This window comes from Chryseobacterium contaminans (assembly GCF_001684955.1).
GTDB classification, from domain to species: domain Bacteria; phylum Bacteroidota; class Bacteroidia; order Flavobacteriales; family Weeksellaceae; genus Chryseobacterium; species Chryseobacterium contaminans.
Window position 1 is genome coordinate 15586 of record NZ_MAYF01000334.1, and the last position, 24467, is coordinate 40052.

Sequence of the window (24467 nt, forward strand, 5' to 3'; positions counted from 1 at the left end):
TATCTTTTTATGATTGGCGCATCCGGAGAACCGGATGGTATTATTTGCTTTGGTTTATATCTACTTTCGTTACACAATTTTGCGTATCATCTAAATTCACCTTTACAGTCTGAATGACAGTATTTTTGTCAAACTGAAGACCTGCACAGTACATATAGAAGTTATTTACTTTACTGTCATTTACTTTTACCACTGTGTTTTCATTATTACACAGGTAAGTTTTTAACAGGTAATTGTAATGCATATTAAAACTGTTACCATTCGCGATCTGCTGTAGGTGGTATTTGAAATCGTTATCAACTTTTGCATAAGAATCTTCTACTGATACTTCATCCTGCTCCAGAGAGTTATATGCCGGAAGGATTTTGATACGGTGATAAATAGGTTCCTGACTTTCTTCTGTATACAGGGTTACCACATAGTCTCCCGGTTTTTTATAAGCATAGATAGCCAGCTTGTCTTTAGAGTCTGTATTTCCCGTTTCACCAAATTTCCATGCAAATTGTGATGCATTGGAAACAGCACGGAACTGTACGTTCTCATTTTGCATTGCCTGTGTCTGAGCTTCTATGGTTGTTTTAGACTTTACACTATCCTTAGGCTGTTTGACGCTTCTTGCCGTCACCATTACCGGAAATGATTTGGTGTATTTGTTGTCAACAATCAAACTTACCTGATAGTATCCAGGTTTATTATAGAAGTGGATCCCACTGTTTTTATCAGAAGTTGTTCCGTCTGCAAAGTTCCATCTTTTGGTTTTGGCAAACTGGGTTTTATCTTCAAATAAAAGAGTATCTCCTACCGACAATGTAGATGGATAAACTACTGCAACAATATCATCCGCAGAATGGATCACTTTTTTCTGCAGCCATAATGCAACAAGTGCTGCGATGAGCAATGTTGCAATAACACCGATAATAATGTTCTTTTTGTTTTTTTGAAAATAATTCATAGTTAATAATTGTGATGTGTTTTATTTAAAGTTCCTAAATTCATTCTCCTTTTACTGGGTACGAGCATTCAGCTCACTTTGGCGTCGATAAATTTTCTCCTGCTTATCTTTAAATCCTATTCTGCATTCTTCAACTTGCTTTTCAAATCTCTTGATATCTTCTGAAGTGGTTGAAATTACCTTTTTATCTTCGTAGTACATTTTGTAAAATTTGGCAATTTGAGGATAAGCATCTTTTCGGGTATCAATAATATTATCATGACGTTTAAAATAGTCATTCAGATCATTCACACCTACAAAGATATTGTTTTCCACAAAAGGCTGAGGAGCTTCATCGGTAAGCTTCGTGATCATGGTATATGTACTGTCCATGATCGGAATAATGATCTTTTGGTGCTGTTCAAATTCAGCTTTCTGTTCAAGATTCTGAATTCCTCTTACATCTTCGTCGGAAAAAGGAGATTCAAATCCTTTTAAAAAGATAACCCCTAGAAATAACATGGCAGTGATAAGCATCAGTATTAAATAAAAAAACTGATAATGCCTCTCCTTTTTAGATAGTGTAATTTGTCCTTGCATATCTTTATTTTTTTATCTTCTTTTACCTCCAGTGAAATGTCTTGTAGGATCTTTTCTAAGCTCATTATTGGCTCTGTTTACTTTTCCCATACATTCATCCAGATCTCTGAGAACAGTTTTCTTTTTGTATTCTACATCGCTAATCTTAGTTTTCAGTGCAAGCATAGGTTCTATCTGCTTCATTAATGCTGCATAATGCTTAAAGCTTTGGGTACTGTCTTTTCCCATAATACTTTTAACACCTCCTACGTTATCCATAATACTGGTTCTGAGAAAAACCTCATTCTCCACCTTGTTGATATCAAGCTGGGTCATTTTTTCGTAAATTTCATCTACATTACTCTTCAGCAGATCACTTCTACGCATTAGTTCCCTGTAAGCTTCAGCTTCACGACTTATCCCCTCACGTTGTATATCATAGCTCTTAAAGAAGAGGTACAAACAACTAAAGGATACCATAGACAAAACGACAAAAGAAAGGATAAACTTCCAAATGCCCGTTCTGACGTCAGATTTGTTCAATTTTTTTTCCCTGTTCGAAGACATATATTTGCGATTTGTTTGGCCTGTGAAAGTATAAAAAAAATTTTTTATGCACAATACGTATTTTCCCCACTACGGTTTCGTGAAATCCCGGTTTAAATTAATATTAATTTTCTCTTTAATAAGTTTTTCATAAATTAGGCCTCTAAATTTTAAATATCATTCGCCAAATCGATATTAAGAATGAGTAAAATATTATCTAATACCGTGCGCTTTTCTATAGCAGACAGCGATTTTTATTTTAAGAAAATAATGATCAAAACCCTGATGGAAAACCCTTTCTATATGCTGTTGAACGACTGTAACAATGGCCACGAGCTGGTGAACAGAATATACAGAAGACAGGAAGATGTATTCATTATTGAGCTGTTTATGCCGGTATTGAGTGGAATTGAAGCCATTAAATATATCAGGAAAAACAACTCAGAAACACCTATCATCACTTATTCCGGTACTTACCAGGAAGATATGGCTGAGATTCTGTCGAAAATTCCTAATATATACTACTGTCAGAAAAACAGCACCATTATTAAGGATATTATTAAGGGGAGCATTGCTTCTGACGAGTTTGATTACAACGCTTATTCAAAGGAATGGGAACAACAGCCGCTTGCCGTACAAGAATATATGGACAGGCAGAAGAAAGGACAGGAAGAACTTTCTCCGGCTGAGATACAACTGATGAGATTCTGCTATGAAGGTTTCAGTAATAAGGAAATTGCAGAAAAACTGAACCTGAGTACAAGAACGATTGACACTTACATTAACCGACTGACGGAGAAACTGGGATTAAAAACGAAACTTCATCTTATCCGTTTTTGTGTGGAAAATGGATACTACAATTCCAGTATGTAGTGATGATGAGATAGATGAAATATAAAATGGAAGCCTTTGATAAATTGACTGTTATATATTTCTCATTTTAATCATGATTGATAATTTTTCACCATGATAGTGTAATATTATTTTATTGTTAAATTATCTCCAACCTGCGTTAATATAGCATATGCATTAATAGCTCAACTGTTTGAATAAAAATATTTTGCCACTAATTTGCTAGTATTCAATTTTTTTAACTAAATTTGCACACCTAAAATTTAAAATTAAAATAAGGAAATGACAAAGGCAGAATTGGTAAACACCATCTCAAATAAGTTGGGAACAGAAAAGAATGAAACACAGAAAGTTGTAGAAGCTTTTATGCAGGAGATCAGAACTTCTATGTATAATGGGGATAACGTTTATCTGAGAGGTTTTGGATCTTTTATCATTAAAACAAGAGCTGCTAAAACAGGAAGAAATATTTCTAAAAACACTGCGATTGAGATTCCTGCTCATAACATTCCTGCTTTCAAACCTTCAAAATCTTTTGTTGAGAAAGTAAAAACGAAAGTTGCAGTAAAATAAGAACATTAACTGAATATTAACTAGTTACTAAAAAATTAAAATTATGCCAAGCGGAAAGAAAAGAAAAAGACACAAGGTTGCGACTCACAAAAGAAAGAAAAGAAGAAGAGCGAACAGACATAAGAAAAAATAATCTCTTTTTTTCGAGATTTACAATATAATAATATAGTTGGTGGTTTTAAATTTTTAAAGTTCGCCGACTATATTTTTGTTTGCAACTATAAGATTCCGCGGAAAACGGATGGTTTCAAATATTATTTTAACAAAAATATAATGGTTTTCATTCTAAATCCTTATATTTAATAGATGAATTAATCTAGAACAATACCAATTTCCTAAAATCTTAACAATTTTTATCTGATAACAAAATGAAGAAAGAACTAATAGTTTCGCATGAAGATGATCTTACAAAGATTGCACTGCTGGAAGACGGAAGACTATGTGAACTTCATGAGCAAGAGGACAAAAGCGATTTTATAGTTGGAGATCTGTTTATTGGAAGAGTAAAAAAACTGGCCCCTAACCTGAATGCAGCATTCGTAAACATAGGATATGATAAAGATGCATTCCTGCATTATCAGGATCTGGGACCACAATACCTTACCTACAGGAAGTTTTTAAAAGATACGATCTCTAAAAAACAAAACTCTTCAAGCTTAAAAAATTTCGAGATACAGCCCGAAATAGATAAAAACGGAACGGTAGACAAAGTTATTGCAAAAGACGATCTTGTTCTTTTACAAATTACCAAGGAACCTATTTCTACAAAAGGTCCCAGAATTTCTACCCAGGTTTCACTTACAGGACGTTTTTTGGTTTTAATTCCATTCGACAATAAGGTTTCCATTTCTAAAAAAATCAAAAGTTTTGAAGAAAAGGAAAGATTAAGAACTCTGATTGACAGCATTAAGCCTGAAGGTTTTGGAGTCATTATAAGAACTGTAGCCGAAGGAAAAAAGGTAGCTGACCTCCATAACGATATGAATCAGCTGATTCAAAAATGGGAAAGCACCTTTAAAAACATCCAGAAAAACAAAGTTCCGTCTAAAGTTTTAAGCGAAGAAGACAAAGCTTCAGCTATTTTAAGAGACAATTTTAATCAGGATTTCGTGAATATCATCTGCGACGATGAGCAAATGGTGAATGAAATGACAAATTACGTTGAAGTAATTGCGCCTGAAAAGAAAAATATTGTCCAGTTTTATGATTCTCATATTCCACTTCTGGAATATTACAATGTTGAAAAACAGCTTAAACAGAGCTTCGGAAAGCATGTAAACATACCAAGCTCCAAAGGTGCTTATCTTGTTATTGAGCATACAGAAGCCCTTCACGTCGTAGACGTTAACTCCGGAAATAATATTACAACCGGAACCGCTGTCAATAAAGAACACGCTCTTAAAGTGAACAAAATGGCAGCCACTGAGATTGCCAGACAGCTCCGCCTCCGCGATATGGGAGGTATCATTGTGATCGATTTTATCGACATGCCTAACTCAGAGCACAGAAGAGAGCTCTATGAACACCTTAAAGAGGAAATGAAGCGCGACAAAGCCCGCCACAAAATCCTTCCTCCAAGTAAATTCGGTCTTATCCAAATTACCAGACAAAGAAACCGTCCGGAAAAACAGATCGAAACCAAAGAAGAAAACCCGAACAAAGACGGAGAAATTGTAGCTCCTATTGTAATCGTGGAAAGAATGGGTGAAACATTAAGAAATATCCTGCAGAAAGAGAAAGGAAAAATCTACCTGCATGTACATCCGTTCGTAGAAGCTTATCTAACAAAAGGCTTCCTTAAAAGCATCCAGATGAAATGGTTCATGAAGTATAAAAAATGGGTAACCATTGTTCCAAGGGATTCTTTTAAATATTTAGAATACAGAATTTACAATTCCAAAAAGGAAGAATTGATAGAATTCTCTAATTAAGACAAAATTTAAACCTTCAGTTTGACTGGAGGTTTTTTTATTATATTTGCAACAGAAAACTCAAACAAAATGAAAAAAATTTTATTAATGGCTACTTTGGTAGTGCAGGGTATTTCTGCCCAAATTATTTCTAAAGACCCAACTTTCGCCACCAATGGTATTTATTCTATAACAGAAAATATAGCATGGTCTCAAATTGTTCAAAATTCTGATGGCAGTATTTTTTTCACTTATGATAAAACCAATGCTACAACCGGGCTTAGGGAATCTTATTTATCAAAGCTTACTGTAAACGGAGCTATAGATCTTTCTTTTGGAACCAACGGAAATATCCAACTTCCCTATTCTGCCAACAACAATCAATTAAAAAAACTATCTGATGGAAAACTTCTGACTTTTGGCTTTTCTGAAGCAGGAGCTCACGTAACCAAAATACTTCCTAGCGGACAACCTGATACTAGTTTTGGGAGCAACGGCACCTCAATGGTACCTGCCCTATATTCTGATGGCAATGAACGTTCTTACGGACTTGTACTCCAAAATGATAAAATCATTGTTCATGGAATTGATTTTTCAAATGAGCAGGCTCACCAACATAGAATATACAGATTAAACAGTAACGGAACTATTGATACCACTTTTGGAAACAATGGCTCTGTCTTTATACAGGGAACCTGGTCAATAGGATCATTTGTATTACTTGATAATCAAAATAATATCACAACACTTACTAATGGTGGTATTATGGAGAAGTTCGATTCCAATGGTAACCCTATCACCAGTTTCGGGAATAATGGTGTTTTACAGATGTCTTCAGGATTAGGCTTTGCGGGTACGGTAATGATGGACAGCAATAATAAGATTGTATATTCAAATCTTCAGGATGAAATCTTCAGAATTAATTCAGATGGTACTCCTGACCCTACTTTTAATTACAATCTACCTGCCTATTCAGGAATTAATGGAGGTGCCTGGATTTTAAACATTATTGAAAAAGATGGTTACTACTATATTGGCGGAAGTGGTGAAGTAGATTTCCCTCATACAGCATTTATTTCAAGGCTTACCCAGAATGGAAATATAGACCCCGGCTTCAGTTATTACTCTGAAGGAGACTCCAATTTGGGGGGAATTGTTGATATGGTCGTAAATAACAATAGTATTATTACAATTGGTGGTCTACATGTTGTAAAATATATAATAAACAATACAACGCTTGCCACAAAAGAAATTATAAAAAAGAATAATGATATTACTTTTGAAAATCCCGTTAAACAAAATCTGATTTATCAATCTAAAGAACAAGTAGTAAAAATAGAAATAGCTACTGCCGACGGAAAGCTTATAAGAACCATAAAAGACTCCGGGTCTTCTCTTTCAGACTTACCTAAAGGAATTTATATTGCTAAAGTTACTTTTGAAAACGGCAGCATTACCACCAAAAAACTTGTTAAGAATTAAAACTTAACCTCCGGTAAAATCCGGAGGTTTTTTGTTACCTTAGTGCCTCTGTTCGATGCTTTTAAGTTTAGGCTAAAGCCCATCTCTATTGAATATAATCATAATATCTTTCAATTTTATTTATGAAAAATCACCATTACAAAACAACTATTAAATGGACGGGAAATAAGGGAACCGGAACCAGCGGCTACAGAGACTATGAAAGAAGCCATAGCATTTCAGTAGAAAATAAAACTGTTATTGAAGGTTCATCTGATCCGGCCTTCCGTGGAGACAAAACGAAACATAACCCCGAAGATATGTTCCTCTCTTCCCTTTCATCCTGTCATATGCTCTGGTATCTTCATTTTTGTTCTGAAGCAGGGGTTATTGTTACAGATTATATTGATGAAGCTACAGGAATTATGGAAGAAACGGCTAATGGCAGTGGATATTTCACAGAGGTAACACTTCATCCTATTGTTACTGTTGCTGAAGAATCTATGATAGAAAAGGCAAAAGAACTTCATCATAAAGCCAATCAATTTTGTTTTATTGCCAACTCTGTTAACTTCAGCGTAAAACATATCCCCGCCGTGTTAGTTAAATTAAAAAAATAAATTAAAAAACACACTCAAAAACACCAGTATTATTAAACATTTTATAACAATAACTCTAAAATAATCATCGAAAATTCAACAAAAAGAGATTTATTTAATGAATAATTAATAAAAATAACATTTTACTATTAAAATATTCATATAAAAGTTAAATTATCTATCAATTTACTTCATAATGTCAAGTTTTTTTCTTATTTTTATATAAACAAAACTAACCATGATGAAAGCAAGATTAACTATTTTCGATGAGCCCATGTTATATACTGAAGGGTTATCAAAATTATTAATGCAGAGTAAAATTTTTAATAGTATTAACATCTGCAATTCGTTAGAAACACTCTCCCAACAATTAAGAGATCAGCCGTCAGAAATACTCATTATGAGTTCCAATATACTTATGCTTACTGAAATATGTAAATACGTGGAAAGTATTACAGCGGAACATCATCATATCAAAATTATTATCATAGGCAGCTGCTATGATGTTATAGACATCAGAAAACTTTTCAATAAAGGTATCAAAAGCTATCTCGATAAGACCTGTAGATATGACGAATTTTTAAAAGCCATTCATGCTTTATTACTGAACGAAATTTATATTTGTGACCATGCTAAAGAAAGAATGTTCAATTTCATTAGTAATGAGCAACAGAAACGAAATTTCCATATCAGAGATCCCCTTACCCGTCGTGAAATTGAAATTCTGAAATTAATTTGTGAAGGTTTTAGCAGCAAAGATATTTCCGAAAAGCTCTTTATAAGTATCAACACGGTAGAAACACATAGAAAAAAAATTCTTTTAAAACTCAACGTAAAAAACACTGCGGGCGTCGTAAAATATGCTATTGAAAATCATATTGTAGACTGATTGATCACTTCAGATCATTAAGCTAAAAAAATTCCAAACCTTACGGTCTGGAATTTCTTTTTTGCCTATTCCCAAATTCCTTTTAATAAAAAGTCCGGCAAATAACTGATTATTAATATTGAAAGAAATCAATAGTGAATGGTTAATTCGCTTCGCTTGTCAATTTTTTTATATACCATGAAACTTCTTAATTCACTTGCGAAGCAAAATTCACCATTGACTTTTCTATGCTTTAGAGTAAAGCCTCTTTTCTCCTACTCATAATCCGGCATTTCTCCGTTACTGAAAAGTGTGGAACGTGAAAGGTCTGTCATACTACTGTTCAGGTCTATGACCATTATATTTCTTTGTGAAATATTATCGTTGGAAGTATTCATAAAGATCACCTGTGCATTATTGGGTGAAAATCTTGGGTCCAGATCATTGGTTCCCATCGCTTTTTCGCTTTCGGAAGATATATCATTTATTGCATTACTTGTTAAATTATAAATGAAAATATGAGAGTCTAACTGACGATAATTTCCGCTTCCATCCTGGTAATCTGATACATCATAGGTAAACAGAAGAAGCTGGCCATCCACAGAGAAATTCAAACCGCCAGTGGCTCCGGCAGATCCGGATACTACGGTTTTAAGAACATTTCCCATCATATCGATAACATAAATATTGGTATTATATCCGTTGTAGTCATTGGTTTTTATAGCAATCTTGCTTCCGTCATAGCTCCAGTCGCATTCCGAAATCATACTTCCATCCGGAGTGGTATATACCAGAGTAAGACCACTTCCATCTTTATTGATCCTGTATAATTTATTAAAATTTGAGTACAATAATTCTTTACCATTGGTACTCCACGCAAAATCCATTTCGTAGGTATTAAAACCAGCTACAGGAACTGTTGTTACTTTGAAAGGATTGGAGCCATCCGGATTGGCGGTGTAAATATGGGTACTTCCGCCTTCGGTTCGGAGAAAAGCAATAAGCCCTGCATTATTATTTTTCCGTGGTCGCCAGCTGTTGTAAGAAAAATCTGTGAACTGAAAATTGTTTCCCTGCTCATCACTGGACATAATCACAAAGTTCCCATTCAGTTTTTTTACATAATGATATCTGTTGGCTGGAACTGTATTGGTAGTAAATTTAGCGGTCTGGCTTAAAACTGGCTGGTGAATGCCGTCCGAAACAGACACCTGCCAGAAGTAACTTACACCAAACTTCAGATTTGATAGTGTATAATGATTCACTTTCAAATCATTAACCTGAATCACATTAGTGTCAAGATTATTTTTAATTGTTAAACTATATTTTAAAACATCTGCTGTATCCGGATCTGTTGCGCTCCAGGTGAGCTCTACGCTTAATGGCTGGTTGACCGCATTATCTATCGGACTTAAAAGCTGCGGCGTGGTAGGTGGAGAGTTTAATGAAGTATCATCATTCATTTCAAATACCACTGTTACCACCTGGTTTTGATTCTGCATATTAACAGACTGAAAATTGGTAATATATCCCGAAAGTTCTGCTTTTACCGAATAATTACCGATTGGCATGGCCGTAATTTCAAAAGTACCATCAGTACCGCTGAAAACAGTCTGCGTGGTAGGGTTTGTGAAGATTTTCACATTAGCAAGCGGCACATTACTGCCTCTTTTCACTACTTTTCCTTTTAATGTTCCTGTCTGAGCCTGTTCTACAAGGTCTTCATTGCATGAAAACAGACAAAAAATCATAATGAATATGCCAAGTATTTTGATTAAAGTTTTCATAATTTGTGTTTTTATTTGTTTCCAAGGTAAAAGTTGATTCCCAATGCAAAGCGTAAGGCCTGATCTTTTCTTTTTCCGTTCACAAGCCCTTCCCAATTGTCTTTAAAGCCAAGATCGTATTGTGTAGAAGCTCTCAGTGAGAAATGATGATCAATCATATATTCAAGCCCACCCCCAACTTGTGCTTTGTACTGAGGCTTATATTTAGAGTAGAATGCTCCTGCCCCGCCATAGATGTATGGACTGAATCTGTATTTAGGGAAAAGAAGATATTCAACATTCACTTCAGGGCCAAAGTAGTTTCTTTTTACAATATTTTCATTTTCGAGGGTAAAATAGTTTCCATTAACCTCTACATTAAAATTAGGAGTAAGAAAATATTTAACACCTACTTTTCCACCGATATTCATTTTAGGATTCACATAATCATCTTTCACCTTCTGAGCTTCCACGTTGGCAAATACAGAAACTTTCTGTCTGTAATAATCGGGATATCTGTTTCCGATCACTCTTCCGGTATTATTTTCCTGTTCTTTATTGTATTCTTTAATCAGTGGCTGATAAGCTGTTGTATCATCTATAGCTTTCCCCCATATTTTATCCTGAATTCCTTCTACAATAAGTGATTTTACCGCTTTTTCAATAGCTTCGGTTACGGCTAATTGAACAGGCTCATTTTGCGTTAATCCTACTTCAGCTTCCAACAGTCTTTCTGTATCTATATATCTGAAAAAACTGCCATTTACACTGGTTGAAAGAATGGTTTTGGAAGTATAGACCGTTTTGAGGATCTCTCCGTTAAGTGTGGAAACAGCGCGAAGATAAATGGTAATTCTGTCCTGACGGTATTGGGTGGATGCTCCAATTCCGAAGTAACGGGCTCCAAGGCCTCCTGTAAGAATATTACTGTCATAGGAAATGACTCCTCCTTCCAGAAGAATTCCGGCGTATAGAAGCGGAGGAAGTGACTGAGTGTTTTTATCAGCATCTTTTATATATTCCTGACGTGTGGAACGGATGATTTGCCTTTCATTAAGCAGGTTAGCTATATTTTCTCTTTCAATAGGAATAAACCAGCGGCTGTCTTCAAGCGCTTTGATAAGAATGGTAGTAGTTCCCTGTGGCACCGCAGTACTCCAGTTATTGCCATTTTCGGAAGGTTTATATTGACCGGTCTGGTCTCTGAATTTATAAACTCCTACAACTATTTTTTCTTTAGGTAAAGGAAGTTTCTTCAATTCTGCTGTGGAAGCGGTTACCTCTCCCATCGTTGGCTTTTCGGGATCCGAAGGTAAGCCGAATATTGAACTACAAGCCTGTAAGATACATAGCAGAAAACTACAGAAAAAGATTCTGGTGTAAGTGTAAGTTCTCATGATAAGTTTGGTTTTAAGTTTCTTTGTTATTTTGGAATTACGATCTCGGACTGATCGCCTGTACCGGTATCCAAAATATTAATCAAAAGTCCCTGATTGGTATTGGTGATCTGTAGATAAAGTGAACCGAAAAGATAATTCCCCGGTTTTATATTACCATTACCAAACTGGTCTTCAAAAAGTTTTCTTGAAAGTTCACTAAGGATTTGTCTGTTCAGACTCTGGGTGAAGCTATCAAGAGAATTCATACGGTCAAGCAGATTAGTATAATCATTTTTTTCATCAAACGGATTCTGTGCATTGGCTGAGCTCAAAAGCCACTGATAATTAAAGGTATCTCCTCCAAATGCTGGATTAATCGGCTTATAAACGAGTTGCTGAGATTTCCCCTGGAAAATACCCACAATAAAAATCAAAATAATAACAAAAGTTTTCATAGTGGACGTTTTTAATAGATAAATTCATTTTTTATAAGGTTTTTCTTTGCTGCAAATTCCTTGATATATTTCAGGCTTACAGCTAGTTGTTCTTTTAAATAATCTTCTCCGGGATTGGTCATAAAGCTGTAGATGATCTTATCTTCCATCTGAATATTGATCTGACCGCTTGTTCCGCGAAGAGGAAGTTCAGAAATAGTAATAGCACTGCTGCTTTTATCCGGAAGCTGGCTGTATTGGATATAAAACATATCGTAAAAGTCTTTTCCAACCTTGGTTTTGGTTTCATCAATAGTAAGCCCCTTAAGTTCATAAACCGCATCAGCCTCTGCCTTAGCTGCCTTTTTTTTAAAAAGGTCACTATTAAGTTCTAAGCTGTCTTTGGCTACCAATGTTTTAAATTGTTCGTCTCTGATGTAAAGAAAGGCTTTCAAAGCATCTTTTGGTTCAAGATTTACACTGATCTCAGATAATATCTTTACTTCGTTTGGATTTACAGAAAATTTACCACTTTGCTGATTGTTGGAAAGGTTTCCTCCATTTCCTTTTTTTATTGATATTAAAAGATAGTTCAGTTCTTTATAGATGGCTGTATTATTAACTACTACTGCTTTTATCCTGATCTGATTTTCCAGTGTAGCGCTCTCAATTCTTGCAGTTACTTTTTTATCTTCCTGCCCATAAGCCATCATAGACAGGAAGAAAAAAAAAGTATTCAAACTCAGGATAGATAAAAGTTTCATCATTTGTGATTTAATAATTTCTCATGAAAACGGTTCTGTTATCTCCCTTTACATTGATCTGAATACCGTCTGAAATGCTGTTGCTTCCCGTAACATCAATGATATTATTACTTCCTTGCGTAATAATAGCAGCCTTGGTTTCCTTATCTGCGAATGAATTGATAAAATAAAGAGCGTTATAGTCTCCAAGTTGCTTTACAGTAATAATGGTTCTGTTATTAAGAGAAAGTTCAGTATTATTATAGTCACCCATCTGAATAATATCGGAGTAACCGGCATTCATCTCCATATTCTGTCTGTTGATAAGATTTAAGATTGTATTACTGTTAACCTTATCCCAGTCAATTTTCTGAGCCTGCAGTGGCAATACCATACAAAGAGCGAAAACACTCCATCTTAAAGTAAACATGGCATTGATATTTAAATTAAAAACTAGACTATTAGAGAATGGAAGAAAATGTTCCTTTAAAATCCGGACCTTAAATCATAATTTTTCAGATAACATTTACTTTTTATAAAAAGGAGAAACCAACAATCTTTAGCTTCTCCTTTCAATTTTAAAGATTGCAGTATAAAAAGGACTTAGTTAGATTGATTGACAACCATAGAGTTTCCGTTACCTATCTGAGTTCCAAGATGAAAATGGGAATCACCTGACTGAGTTACCCAGCTGAAGTTACCATTACCCAACTGAAAATCAACCGCTGTGTTAGAATCTCCTAATTGAACTTGAAATAATTCATTTGCACTACCCACCTGTAATCCTACAGCAGTATTATCATTACCAATCTGTGCTGCAATTGCTAAATTACCACTACCCAATTGAGTATGATTAGCACTGTTATCATTACCAGCCTGATATTGAACAAGCATATTATTAGCACCTAACTGAATACCATCAGCTTCGTTTCTTCTACCTGTCTGGATCTGATAAGCCATGTTTCCACTACCTACCTGAACGGCTGAAGCATCATTTCTTCTACCATCCTGATATTGGAATACACCGTTACCCAAGCCTATTTGCACAGAAGAAGCATCATTTCTTCTTCCAAGTTGGGTTTGTTCAGTTGAATTAAAAAGACCAAACTGCCAGGTTGAAGCGTTATTTCTATTACCTGTCTGGCTCACATCATTTGAGTTTCCGATACCGATTTGATCTACATCTATTGAGTTTCTGTTTCCATTACTCACTGCTGTATTCATATTGATGACACCTATCTGATCAATATCTGCAGTATTACGGTTCCCAGTCTGTGTTAGAGAGTTCATGTTCAAAAGACCTGTTTGGTCTACAGTAGCTACGTTCAAGTTTCCAATTTGGGTAGTCACATCAATATTAGACTGAGCAAACCCGAAACTCATGGCCATTAGTGTAAACACACCTGTAAGTAAATTTTTCATCTTAGTAAAAATTAATTGGTTAATAGTATGACAAAGGTATATGCTACATCAAAATCAAAAACCACCATCAAAGTGTAAATTATAAAAGTCACTGTTTTTGGTTCTTAAGCTCACCATTTCTGGTATTTAAAGAATCACGGATTTCAGTTACGTAGAAATACGGCATACCGCATGTGAATGATGAATGGTCAATTCGCTTCACTTATCAATTTTTATAGGGAACAAGCATTCACTATTAGCGTTTAAAGTTCAATGTTTAAGATTGTCCTTTAAAAAATAATATCCAACAACCATTCACTATTCACTTACAAAGCAAAATTGACTATTGACTGCTCCTATTGGTTAATTAATGTTAAGGCTCTTATTTCTTCAGGAATATATTGTTAAATTTGAGCTATGGAAAATTTTGGAAAAGATTTATTAAGGAAAATAAAAAGTGTAGAGCTTCCCGGCGAACCTGCCCATGGTATATTCTCTCCTCCTTACCGTCCCGTTTTTACATACGATGAAGTGCTTGCAAAAAACCCGAAGTTTGCCGCAGTGAATATCGTATTATATCTGAAAAATAATGAATGGTATTTTCCTCTGATCCAAAGAACGATCAATGAGCACGACAGACACAGCGGGCAGATCTCATTACCTGGCGGAAAGCGTGAAGAAATGGATCAGGATTTTGCTGAGACCGCAGTTCGTGAAACTTCAGAAGAAATTGGAATTGATAAACACTATGTGAGAATTATCAGGGAAATGTCTCCCATCTATATCCCGCCAAGTAATTTCTACGTATATCCCTATATTTCATATACTAAAAAGAATCCGCTCTTTGTTCTCCAGCAGACTGAAGCTGTTGAGACCATTGAGTTTCCGGTCACTTCTTTTTTAAACCTGTCAGATACTCCTGAAATTATGGCCCTCCCAAGTGCCGGTGGAAATGAAGTTCCTGTTATCAATTTCAACGGATACATTATCTGGGGTGCTACAGCAATGATATTAAGTGAATTCAGCCAGTTGTTGAAAAAAATGTAACTTTGCACTACCGTGTTTAATTGAAAAATGGCGAAGAAAAATATTTTCACCGATGCATTCGGAACACCTTATTTTTTAAAAAGGTTTATTATTTTTATTTTAGGAGTTGTATCCTACAGAAGATTCAACGGCTTTAATAAGTTGAAAATAACCGGAACAGAGCACCTTGTGGATCTTCCGGATTCCAATGTATTGTTTGTATCTAACCACCAGACCTATTTTGCAGATGTAGCTGCAATGTATCATGCTTTCTGTGCCGTAAATAATGGATATTTAAATACGATTAAAAATCCGATCTACCTCTTGAACCCCAAGATTGATTTTTATTACGTAGCAGCAGAAGAGACCATGAATAAAGGTATTCTTCCTAAAATTTTCAAGATTGCAGGAGCTGTAACTGTAAAAAGAACCTGGAGAGCAGAAGGAAAAAGTGTCAACAGAATGGTAGACATGAGTGAGGTAGATAATATTATGAAGGCACTGGACAATGGCTGGGTAGCAACCTTCCCTCAGGGAACCACATCTGCCTTTGCCCAGGGACGAAGAGGTACAGCCAAATTGGTAAAAAACCAACGCCCTATTGTAATCCCGATCAAGATCAATGGATTCAGAAGGGCTTTTGATAAAAAAGGACTCCGTGTAAAGGTAACCGGTGTAAAACCTACCATGGAATTCAAGGCTCCGCTGGATATTGATTATGATAATGAAAAAGCACCGGAAATCCTATTGAAGATTATGACTGCCATTGAGCAAACGGAAGACTTCAATGTATTACACAATTATGATGAAGAACTTAAAGCTAAAAAGTTAGAACAAAAGGACTCAAATAATTAAAGTAAAGTAAAAATTATGAACAGAATAATCGGAATTTTATTCGCCATCATAGTATTTGTTTCGTGCAACAGCCAGAAAGTATATTCAGATTTCGACATCAGCTATTCGAAAAGTGGCGGCTTTGCTCCCGTATATGAAAATCTGCTTATCAAAGGAAATAATGTACACTACTCTTTTGAAGGCCAGGGAAAAAAATACAAACAGGATTTTAAAATCTCAAACGAAGATCTGAAAAAACTGGATCAGGTTCTTTCCCAGAATAATTTCAGAAGAATACAGGAAGACCACAAAAAATTATACGATAATATTTCTACGTCCATCAACATTAAAAAAGGACCTAATGAAGGCAGTAAATCAGATGCCAGTATGATTACTCCTAATTATCAGACTAACTGGAATAACATTCTTGAGGCTTTCCAGCAGATCATTAATACTAATGTTAAAAAACAGTAAATACAATTGAAAACCCACTTCATTGCCATTGGCGGAAGCGCCATGCACAATCTTGCCATCGCATTAAAAGATAAAGGATATCAGGTTACCGGTTCAGATGATGCTATTTTTGAACCATCAAAATCCAGATTGGAAAAAAAGGGAATATTACCTCAGGAAATGGGTTGGTTCCCGGAAAAAATCACTCCGGATATTGATGCTGTAATTCTTGGAATGCATGCTCACCAGGATAATCCTGAGCTGGCAAAAGCAAAGGAATTGGGGTTAAAGATATATTCTTATCCGGAATTTTTATACGAACAGTCGAAAGATAAAACAAGAGTGGTTATTGCCGGATCACATGGGAAAACAACCATTACTTCAATGATTCTCCATGTTCTGAATTTCCATCAGAAAGATGTAGACTTTATGGTGGGCGCTCAACTGGAAGGCTTCGACTGTATGGTAAAACTTACTCAGGATAATGATTTTATGGTACTGGAAGGTGATGAATATCTTTCCTCTCCTATTGATCTGCGTTCCAAATTTTTATTATACCAGCCGAATATTGCTTTAATGAGCGGGATTGCCTGGGATCACATCAATGTTTTCAAAACATTTGATGATTATATTGAACAGTTCAGAAAGTTTGTAGCAAGTATCACTCCTGGTGGCGTTTTAGTGTATAATGAAGAAGATCCGGAAGTAGTGAAAGTAGTGGAAAATGCTGAAAATTATTTCAGAAAAATCCCTTATAAAACTCCTGAATATGAGATCAGCAACGGGAAAGTATATTTAAAAACTGAAATGGGAGATGTTCCGCTTTCTGTTTTTGGAGCACACAACCTGTTGAATATGGAAGGGGCAAGACACATCTGCCAACAACTGGGAATTATGGATGAGGATTTCTATGAAGCCATCATGAGCTTTAAAGGCGCATCAAAACGTCTTGAAAAAGTAGAAAGAGAAGATAAAGGAACATTGTATAAAGACTTTGCCCACGCTCCAAGTAAGGTAAAAGCTGCTGTAAAAGCATTTAAGGAACAGTTTAAAAACGAAAAGAAATACGGTTTCCTTGAACTTCACACCTATTCCAGCTTAAATCCGGCCTTTTTAGAGCAATATGACCATGCTATGGACGGACTGGATGAAGCTATCGTTTTCTATTCTGAAGATGCTTTAAAGATCAAAAGAATGGAACCTATCTCTCCGGAATTCATCAAGGAAAAATTTAAAAATGAAAACCTAAGAGTTTTCACCAATGCTGAAGATCTTCACGCTTACTGGAATACACTGGATAAAACCAATGGGGTTTATCTGATGATGAGCTCAGGAAACTTTGGCGGACTGGATTTAACAAAATAAACAAAAAGCTTCAGAAATAATCTGAAGCTTTTTTATTAGATATTTTTTCTATTTTTCACCAAAAGAACAGTTTGTAGTCTGCTACTAATCATTCAATTTTCTGTTGTGAGTTAATTCAATACTTTTGATGGATCCTATCGGCGCAATTTTTATCGTATTATTTCCTTTTGTCAGATAAATATAATACATACTGTTTGATCCTATTAGATATACCTGCTCAGAATTTTCATCACCATTATTTAATGTATAGTCATATTTAAGACTTTTTTCCTTTATCCTTTTTGTTAATGCCATTCCTTCACCCCAACCTATCCCTACAAAGAAAGACAATAGCATCATGGCTGTAAATCTTACAAACATATTGGTAAAATGATTTTCAACAGCCTCTTTGCTCATATTTTCATGATCTTTAAGTGCTGCCATTTTCTGTGCCCATTTTTTATTTTTATTACTTTGTTTCGATAAATACGCTGGAAAAGCAAATGAGAACACAATGATGATGATAAGCGCAATCAGTATAACCGGATGAGAAGTTAAAGTTGCAATCGGACTTATAAGGATGTCCATAATTGTTGAGTATTTTAGAATATTAATGCCTATCTGATAGTAGAAGACACTTTCTTTTAAAATTCCCATTACAACAAGAAATAGATAGCCGAACGGAAGTGATCTCTGAATTCCCTCTGAAAATTTCATTTTTTCGATGGTTTAGTTTTTTATATATAATCAAAAAAGATATTCCTGAAAGAAATTCATAAAAAAGCTTTCCGGTACATCAGAATAATACTGAGTTACGAAAATATAAAATTACCGCCAGATTAAAAACATATTGATCTATCTTTCATATTCTTTAATCAGGTTTTTCAAAATCTCCTCTGTAGAATATTCGCTATATTGATGGATAGACTGCCCTACCCAAATTCCCACAAAATCTGTATTCTGCTTAGATTTTGCAGCTTTACGCAATGCGTTTGTCAGTTTATTCTGATAAGGATATGGCAGGATATATTCGGAATTTTCAACAGCTTCAATATATTTATTCCTAACTCCTCTGGCATATCTTCCAGAAAAGCTTTTCGTTAATATAATCTCATCTTCTCTCACACTTTTAAGCCTTTCTTTCTCAAAAGGCTCCAAAGCACTCTCCTGAGAGGCTAATAGAAGGTTTCCCACCTGAAATGCCTGTGCACCCAAATCTTTTACGGCCTGTAAGGTTTTACCATTATAAATTCCACCCGCATAAATCAACGGAACCTTCACATGATCGTAGACTTGTGATAATAAAGATAATCCTCCAATCTGCGGAACATGATCCGGATCAAAGGTTCCTCTGTGTCCGCCCGCTTCTGTTCCCTGTACGCAGATGATATCAATTCCCGATTTTTCTAATATTAATGCTTCATTCACAGAAGTACAGGTGCCAATTAAGGTGACTCCATTTTCTTTCAATTTCTGAATACTTTGATCATCCAGATTTCCAAAAGTAAAGCTTAAGATCTTACAGTTTTCCTGAATGATTACATCAACAAGGTCATGATAAGATCTCACTTTAAGGTCTTCCAGATCAGGAAGATTGACTTCGATACCATTATCGTTTGCCAGTTGTTCTAAAAACTGCCTGGTTGTAATAAATTTATATTTTAAAGCATCTGTAATTTCAGGAATGTAATGCACAAAAATATTAGCAGCAAAAGGTTTATCCGTTAATTTTCTTGTCGCTCTGATTAGTTCAACAGATTCATCTGCTGAAAGATCAGCCAATGCTAAAGAGCCCAGACAACCTGCACGGGCTGCAGCAGCTACCATCTCCATAGTACTCACTCCAAACATCGGAGCCTGTATAATAGGATATTGTACTCCTAGTCTTTTACTGATTGTATCTGGCCAAAACATAAAAAAGTATTTAATTAAAAAGGTACAAAAAATAAGAACACCTCAATTTCAATAGGATATGACTTTGCTCACCCTCCATTAGAAAATAAAATTCCCACAGATTTCACAAATTCCACGGATTAAAAAATCTGGCTTATCTGTGTATTCTGTGGGAACTATCTTAATCTCTTATTTTTTAGATATCTGCTACAGAGTTCAGCATTTTCTTTTCCCATTCAGGATCTTTTGGATCGAAGAATAATCTTTTCCCTGTATCTAAAGAACGAACAACATTCATTTCATCCTCTGTCAATTCAAAATCAAATACATTAAAGTTTTCTTCAATTCTTGATGGGGTTACAGATTTCGGAATCACGACAAAACCTTCCTGTAAATGCCATCTCAGAATGACCTGAGCTACTGTTTTGCCATATTTTTCTGCAATGGCTTTCAGATCAGCATTGCTTAAAAGGTTGGCATTTCCGTTTCCAAGCGGACTCCAAGGTTGTGTTACAATATTATTTTCTCTGTCATACACCTGTAATTCTTTCTGTTGGAAAACCGGATGCAGCTCAATCTGGTTGATTACCGGAAGAATAGATGAATTAGCTTTTAACTCTTCAAGCTTTTCAATAGTAAAATTACAAACTCCGATCGCTTTAATCTTTCCTTCCTGATATAACTCTTCCAAAGCCTTCCATGTTCCTAAGAAATCACCATATGGCCAATGGATAAGATACATATCCAGATAATCCATCTGCAATCTGTCCAGTGTTCTCTGGAATGCTCTTTTAGCTTTTTCATACCCGTGATCCTGAACCCAGACTTTAGAAGTGATAAACAAATCATCTCTGTCTACTCCACTATTTTTCACGGCAGCTCCAACAGCCGTTTCATTCTGATAGATCGCAGCTGTATCAATCATTCTGTATCCTGTCTGGATAGCTTTAATGACTGCATTTTCACATTCTTTCAGATCCTCCATCTGCCATACTCCAAAGCCTAAAGCTGGAATATCCACTCCGTTATTTAAAGTCACTACAGGCTGCCCTGTATAGGTTTTCTTTTGCATAAGTCTTTATTTTAATGATTAATATAAAGTGATGAAACAAAATTGCAATAAAAAAACGGAACTATGGCTTACCAATTTTACTGTTTTTTGTTAAAAAATGTTATTTAATGAGTGTTTACAAATATGTTGGAAAATCGCAAAGACGCAAAGAATTTTCATTTAACCACGTTATAAGGGGCAAGAATTTTATCTACGATAAATTTTATACCGCTCATTTTAATGCCATGAATACATGAATAACATGAAACAAGTCTAATTTTAAGCATATAACCTATTTAATGTGGTTCAAAAAGAACATAGAACCAAGTAATTTGTGCATTAGTGGCAAAATACCAGCAAGTCATCCTCATTGAAGATTTTAGTTATCACTGATTAAGCAGGTTTCGCAGATCTTTTTATCTATTTTTGTATCAACTTTACATCATTCCACAAAAAAGAAGGTTAAAAAAACGTAGATGGAGCAGTATACTTTTAGTAAGATTGAAAAAAATTCAGAGATCCCTTATGAACTATTATTATTAGCGGATGAAACTGTTGAGGCCATCAATCAGTATATTTATAAATGTGATATCTATCTGCTTCATGATGACACTGGGAGCATTGCTGTTATGGCTTTATGCAAAAACAGTGATACCGAACTGGAAATTAAAAATATCGCAGTGATTGAAAGCTACAGAAGCAAAGGAATAGGAAGTATTTTAATAAAAAAAGCCAAGGAAATAGCTCTCGACAACCATTATAAAGTCCTAAGTGTCGGAACTTCAGATACCGGATTTCAGCAGATCAGGTTTTATGAGAAAAACGGTTTCAAAAAAACAGGGATACGTAAAGATTTCTTTATTGAAAATTACCCATCCCCGATTTATGAAAACGGTTTGCAAATGCGGGATATGATTTTACTTACCCATCATCTTACGGAATAGTCCTTTAATATGCTCTATCTCCGTTTGATAATTGGTTTTCTTTCTACATCCAAAATACAAAGTGTTTTCCAGCTTTTTCTTTCCTTCCCAGATCAGCTTAATTTCTCCGCTTTCGATTTCATTTTTGCATAAGAAATCCGGGACAACTGCTAATCCAGTTCCTCCTTTCAGACAACGTATGATTGAGTTTAAGTTCGGAACAATATAATTTGGTCGGAAATTCGGCTTATGACCGAAGTTTAAAGTCCAGTATTGGAAAAGATGCTCCATATCACCGGTGGTTCCGTACCATTTTTCGTTCTTCAGCCACGCTTCGATCTGTTCTGCATCTTTTGTTTTTAAGACCTTTTTGAAAGCTTCCGTATCTACATCTTTCCCACCAACCAGAATGATTTGCTCTGAAGAAAATGCTTCATGTTCTATATTGGGTGAAGATCCTTTTTTCGGAGTGATGATAAGATCCAGAATTCCTTTATCCAATTGATCCAGCATTTCAGGATATTCTCCAAAACTGATAATCAGGTTGAAAGGCAGCGAAGAAACATATTGCTCCAATGTCGTTTGAAAAGTCTCAAAACACATTCCCACACTGATGGTTGGGGTATGTTTTTCCGTAGATTTCTGGAAATTCTTCTCCACATCTTCCAACTTAGTAAGAGGTTCTGCTACGGCATTGAATAATACTTTTCCTCTTTCAGTAGGAATCATTTTTCTGCCGGTTCTGTCGAATAATTTATATCCTACATACGCTTCCAGTGAGCTTAAATGTAAGCTTACTCCGGGTTGTGAAATGAATAAGGCATCAGCTGCACCTGTCAATGTCCCGGTTTTATAGATCGCTTTAAAAGTACGATACCATTCTAAATTAACCATGACTCAATTATTAATATTCTGATGCAAATTTACAAAATAATTATAATATTAATACATTTTCATTTCTTAAAAAGGAAGCATAATAATCCGGAATCCCGCTTTCATCGATCTGGAGGGCGGTTTCTTCAAGTGGATACTTTAATTGAATAATTTCAGGAACAATCTTTTCATCATCCAAAGTCAATATGGCATAAGAGGCTAATCTATTTGCTTCTTTGGAGCGCCCAACTGAACCACAATTGACAGCCCATTTCTTATTTTCAAACTGTTTTGTAAAGGATAAATGAGTGTGTCCCATCAGAATAATATCAGCCTTTGAATCTTCCAGCATATTAGTAAAAACCTCATCGTTTTCCGATTCATATAAATAAGTATCATTACTTTCAAGGCTGGAATGCACCAGCTGAATATTCCAATGTTTGTTCCCAATTTTATAATTTAATTTCAAATGAAAAGGGAATTCGGAAAGAAACTTTTTGTTTTCTTCTGTAATATGTTTTTTAGAATGATCAATCGCAATAAACCTTGCCTTTGTTTCTTCTTCAGAATGTTTAGCTAAAGGGAAAACAGGAAGATCAAAAGCAATTCTTTCATCATGATTTCCGAGGATACAGGGGATATTTAAACTTTTAATCCTTTCTATCACTTCATTTCCCCAAGGAGCAAAATCTACAAGATCGCCCAGGCAGAATTTCTGATGAATTCCTCTCTGCTCAATATCCTTCAACACCACTTCCAATGCAGGAAGATTCCCATGCACATCACCAAAAACTGCTATCTGTATCATTATCTGTCAATTTGTTAATCAAATGTACGGGACAAATGGAAGTTCCAGTTCAGATATAGCATGACATTTTACCATAGTAAAGGTTAATTTTTGCATCATAAAGTCAATCGTCAATTTTGCTTAGCAAGTGAATAGTGAATGATTATAAGCTATAAAAATTTACAAGCGAATTCACCATTCACCATACAGAAATTTGAATAATATAAATATTCTGATACATTACTATAATTTATATTATTTTTATTATACAATGCTCCACAGTAACTTTGCAGAGTAAAATTTAAACAATCATAAAAAAATGAAAAAAGTATTAATCATCAACGGAGGACAGAATTTCGGACATTCCGGAGGAAAATATAATCAGACTATCGCAGAAAACACATTAGCTGTTCTTAAAGAATTTGATAATGTAGAAGTAAAGGTTACCAATGTAAGTGAAAATTATGACAAACATGAAGAAGTACAAAAATTCGTTTGGGCAGATTATATCATTTACCATACTCCAATCTGGTGGTTCCAGCTTCCGAACGGATTGAAAAAATATATTGATGAAGTGTTCACAGCAGGTCACGCTAAAGGTATTTATATGAGCGACGGAAGAAATGCTGCAAACCCTGAAATCAACTACGGAACAGGAGGAATGCTTGGCGGAAGAAAATATATGTTAACAACAAGCTGGAATGCTCCTGCTACAGCCTTTACCCTTCCTGGAGAGTTCTTTGATGAGAAAAGCGTAGACGAAGGACCTTTATTTGGTTTCCACAGAATGAACGCTTTCGTATCTCTTGAAAAAATGGACAGCTTCCACTTCCACGACGTAGAGAAGAATGCTAATGTAGAAAGAGATATGAAGCTTTACAGAGAACATGTGAAAAACGTATTTGAAAAAGAATTAAAACCAGAATTAGTATAATGAAAATTCACCTTACCGCAGTTATTAAAGCCAAAGAAGAATACCGCTCAGAAGTATTGGAAGTTCTTCAGAATATGGTAAAAGAAACAAGAAAAGAAGAAGCCAACGAACTGTATAACCTTCACCAGGGCATCGAAGACAAAAACCATTTTGTATTCTACGAAATCTGGAAAAGTGAAGAAGGATTGGAACAGCATAATGAGCAGCCATACATTAAAGCTTTCGGCGCTTTGATTGATGAAAAACTTCAGGAAGTACCTCAGCTTTATATTACCAATCTCATTTAAGTATGAAAAAACTGGCGCTT

27 protein-coding genes are annotated in these 24467 nt (G+C 35.2%); 13 read left to right on the top strand and 14 right to left on the bottom strand.

The features are described 5' to 3' along the window. Nucleotides 1-40: 40 nt before the first annotated feature. From BBH99_RS18505 to tssO, 3 genes are read right to left on the bottom strand one after another with little or no spacing between them, the layout of a single operon-like run. Complete coding sequence (locus BBH99_RS18505) at nucleotides 41-952, bottom strand: PKD domain-containing protein (protein ID WP_066699246.1); 912 nt, start codon at nucleotides 950-952, stop codon at nucleotides 41-43. A gap of 51 nt (nucleotides 953-1003) precedes the next feature. Continuing rightward, complete coding sequence (locus tag BBH99_RS18510; RefSeq protein ID WP_066699249.1) at nucleotides 1004-1531, bottom strand: type VI secretion system transmembrane protein TssO; 528 nt, start codon at nucleotides 1529-1531, stop codon at nucleotides 1004-1006. A gap of 12 nt (nucleotides 1532-1543) precedes the next feature. Further along, nucleotides 1544-2053 carry a type VI secretion system TssO gene (tssO, locus tag BBH99_RS18515; protein ID WP_228390845.1) on the bottom strand — a complete coding sequence of 170 codons (510 nt, stop codon included), beginning with the start codon at nucleotides 2051-2053 and terminating at the stop codon, nucleotides 1544-1546. A gap of 204 nt (nucleotides 2054-2257) precedes the next feature. On the opposite strand from tssO, the gene BBH99_RS18520 reads away from it, so the two are divergent. The 6 genes from BBH99_RS18520 to BBH99_RS18545 all read left to right on the top strand — a co-directional run bounded on the left by BBH99_RS18520 (nucleotide 2258) and on the right by BBH99_RS18545 (nucleotide 8340). Continuing rightward, the gene (locus BBH99_RS18520) at nucleotides 2258-2929 is read left to right on the top strand and encodes a response regulator transcription factor (RefSeq protein WP_066699253.1); all 672 of its coding nucleotides are present in this window, start codon (nucleotides 2258-2260) and stop codon (nucleotides 2927-2929) included. Nucleotides 2930-3190: 261 nt separating this feature from the next. Beyond that, nucleotides 3191-3481: an HU family DNA-binding protein gene (locus BBH99_RS18525; RefSeq protein ID WP_002984212.1), complete on the top strand. Its 291-nt coding sequence runs from the start codon at nucleotides 3191-3193 to the stop codon at nucleotides 3479-3481. 368 nt (nucleotides 3482-3849) lie between these two features. Continuing rightward, nucleotides 3850-5412 (top strand): Rne/Rng family ribonuclease, encoded by a 1563-nt coding sequence (locus BBH99_RS18530; RefSeq protein WP_066699255.1) that lies wholly within the window; start codon nucleotides 3850-3852, stop codon nucleotides 5410-5412. A gap of 69 nt (nucleotides 5413-5481) precedes the next feature. Beyond that, nucleotides 5482-6873, top strand: a complete 1392-nt coding sequence (locus tag BBH99_RS18535; protein WP_066699257.1) for a T9SS type A sorting domain-containing protein — start codon at nucleotides 5482-5484, stop codon at nucleotides 6871-6873. A 122-nt stretch (nucleotides 6874-6995) separates the two neighbouring features. Further along, the gene (locus BBH99_RS18540; protein ID WP_066699266.1) at nucleotides 6996-7472 is read left to right on the top strand and encodes an OsmC family protein; all 477 of its coding nucleotides are present in this window, start codon (nucleotides 6996-6998) and stop codon (nucleotides 7470-7472) included. A gap of 379 nt (nucleotides 7473-7851) precedes the next feature. Then, nucleotides 7852-8340, top strand: a complete 489-nt coding sequence (locus BBH99_RS18545) for a response regulator transcription factor (RefSeq protein ID WP_228390846.1) — start codon at nucleotides 7852-7854, stop codon at nucleotides 8338-8340. A 254-nt stretch (nucleotides 8341-8594) separates the two neighbouring features. Here the strand turns inward: BBH99_RS18545 and BBH99_RS18550 are convergent, their stop codons facing one another. The 6 genes from BBH99_RS18550 to BBH99_RS18575 all read right to left on the bottom strand — a co-directional run bounded on the left by BBH99_RS18550 (nucleotide 8595) and on the right by BBH99_RS18575 (nucleotide 14063). Next, on the bottom strand, nucleotides 8595-10106 hold the full coding sequence (locus BBH99_RS18550; protein ID WP_066699269.1) for a carboxypeptidase-like regulatory domain-containing protein: 1512 nt from the start codon (nucleotides 10104-10106) through the stop codon (nucleotides 8595-8597). Between the two features lie 11 nt (nucleotides 10107-10117). Then, nucleotides 10118-11482 carry a CsgG/HfaB family protein gene (locus BBH99_RS18555; RefSeq protein WP_066699272.1) on the bottom strand — a complete coding sequence of 455 codons (1365 nt, stop codon included), beginning with the start codon at nucleotides 11480-11482 and terminating at the stop codon, nucleotides 10118-10120. Nucleotides 11483-11508: 26 nt separating this feature from the next. After that, on the bottom strand, nucleotides 11509-11919 hold the full coding sequence (locus BBH99_RS18560; protein WP_066699273.1) for a curli production assembly/transport component CsgF: 411 nt from the start codon (nucleotides 11917-11919) through the stop codon (nucleotides 11509-11511). An 11-nt stretch (nucleotides 11920-11930) separates the two neighbouring features. After that, nucleotides 11931-12665, bottom strand: a complete 735-nt coding sequence (locus tag BBH99_RS18565) for a curli production assembly/transport protein CsgE (protein ID WP_228390847.1) — start codon at nucleotides 12663-12665, stop codon at nucleotides 11931-11933. Between the two features lie 7 nt (nucleotides 12666-12672). Continuing rightward, nucleotides 12673-13071 (bottom strand): hypothetical protein, encoded by a 399-nt coding sequence (locus tag BBH99_RS18570; protein WP_066699274.1) that lies wholly within the window; start codon nucleotides 13069-13071, stop codon nucleotides 12673-12675. A gap of 173 nt (nucleotides 13072-13244) precedes the next feature. Continuing rightward, complete coding sequence (locus BBH99_RS18575; RefSeq protein WP_066699281.1) at nucleotides 13245-14063, bottom strand: hypothetical protein; 819 nt, start codon at nucleotides 14061-14063, stop codon at nucleotides 13245-13247. Between the two features lie 396 nt (nucleotides 14064-14459). Here BBH99_RS18575 and BBH99_RS18580 point away from each other — a divergent pair, with 396 nt between their 5' ends. From BBH99_RS18580 to BBH99_RS18595, 4 genes are read left to right on the top strand one after another with little or no spacing between them, the layout of a single operon-like run. Next, nucleotides 14460-15089 (top strand): NUDIX hydrolase, encoded by a 630-nt coding sequence (locus BBH99_RS18580; RefSeq protein WP_066699282.1) that lies wholly within the window; start codon nucleotides 14460-14462, stop codon nucleotides 15087-15089. Nucleotides 15090-15116: 27 nt separating this feature from the next. Beyond that, a complete protein-coding gene (locus BBH99_RS18585; protein ID WP_066699286.1) occupies nucleotides 15117-15923 on the top strand; it encodes a lysophospholipid acyltransferase family protein in 807 nt (268 codons plus the stop codon). A 15-nt stretch (nucleotides 15924-15938) separates the two neighbouring features. Further along, nucleotides 15939-16376, top strand: coding sequence for a hypothetical protein (locus BBH99_RS18590; RefSeq protein ID WP_066699288.1), 438 nt, complete (start codon nucleotides 15939-15941; stop codon nucleotides 16374-16376). 6 nt (nucleotides 16377-16382) lie between these two features. Next, nucleotides 16383-17720, top strand: a complete 1338-nt coding sequence (locus BBH99_RS18595) for a UDP-N-acetylmuramate--L-alanine ligase (RefSeq protein WP_066699291.1) — start codon at nucleotides 16383-16385, stop codon at nucleotides 17718-17720. Nucleotides 17721-17804: 84 nt separating this feature from the next. Here BBH99_RS18595 and BBH99_RS18600 read toward each other — a convergent pair whose 3' ends face one another. The 3 genes from BBH99_RS18600 to BBH99_RS18610 all read right to left on the bottom strand — a co-directional run bounded on the left by BBH99_RS18600 (nucleotide 17805) and on the right by BBH99_RS18610 (nucleotide 20664). Continuing rightward, nucleotides 17805-18416, bottom strand: a complete 612-nt coding sequence (locus BBH99_RS18600) for a hypothetical protein (RefSeq protein WP_066699294.1) — start codon at nucleotides 18414-18416, stop codon at nucleotides 17805-17807. A gap of 138 nt (nucleotides 18417-18554) precedes the next feature. Beyond that, complete coding sequence (locus BBH99_RS18605; protein ID WP_066699297.1) at nucleotides 18555-19613, bottom strand: NAD(P)H-dependent flavin oxidoreductase; 1059 nt, start codon at nucleotides 19611-19613, stop codon at nucleotides 18555-18557. Nucleotides 19614-19788: 175 nt separating this feature from the next. Continuing rightward, on the bottom strand, nucleotides 19789-20664 hold the full coding sequence (locus tag BBH99_RS18610; protein ID WP_066699299.1) for an aldo/keto reductase: 876 nt from the start codon (nucleotides 20662-20664) through the stop codon (nucleotides 19789-19791). Between the two features lie 455 nt (nucleotides 20665-21119). On the opposite strand from BBH99_RS18610, the gene BBH99_RS18615 reads away from it, so the two are divergent. After that, nucleotides 21120-21587: a GNAT family N-acetyltransferase gene (locus tag BBH99_RS18615; RefSeq protein ID WP_066699301.1), complete on the top strand. Its 468-nt coding sequence runs from the start codon at nucleotides 21120-21122 to the stop codon at nucleotides 21585-21587. On the opposite strand, the gene BBH99_RS18620 is transcribed toward BBH99_RS18615, so the two are convergent. After that, entirely contained in the window at nucleotides 21561-22460 is a 900-nt protein-coding gene (locus BBH99_RS18620; protein ID WP_066699304.1) for a LysR family transcriptional regulator, read from the bottom strand. The genes BBH99_RS18615 and BBH99_RS18620 overlap by 27 nt on opposite strands. A 40-nt stretch (nucleotides 22461-22500) precedes the next feature. Then, entirely contained in the window at nucleotides 22501-23247 is a 747-nt protein-coding gene (locus BBH99_RS18625; protein ID WP_066699306.1) for a metallophosphoesterase family protein, read from the bottom strand. Between the two features lie 298 nt (nucleotides 23248-23545). Between BBH99_RS18625 and BBH99_RS18630 the strand changes: the two genes are divergently transcribed. Next, entirely contained in the window at nucleotides 23546-24160 is a 615-nt protein-coding gene (locus BBH99_RS18630; protein ID WP_066699309.1) for an NAD(P)H-dependent oxidoreductase, read from the top strand. Then, on the top strand, nucleotides 24160-24447 hold the full coding sequence (locus tag BBH99_RS18635; protein WP_066699315.1) for a putative quinol monooxygenase: 288 nt from the start codon (nucleotides 24160-24162) through the stop codon (nucleotides 24445-24447). Before BBH99_RS18630 ends, BBH99_RS18635 begins: the two co-directional genes overlap by 1 nt. Nucleotides 24448-24467: the final 20 nt, after the last annotated feature.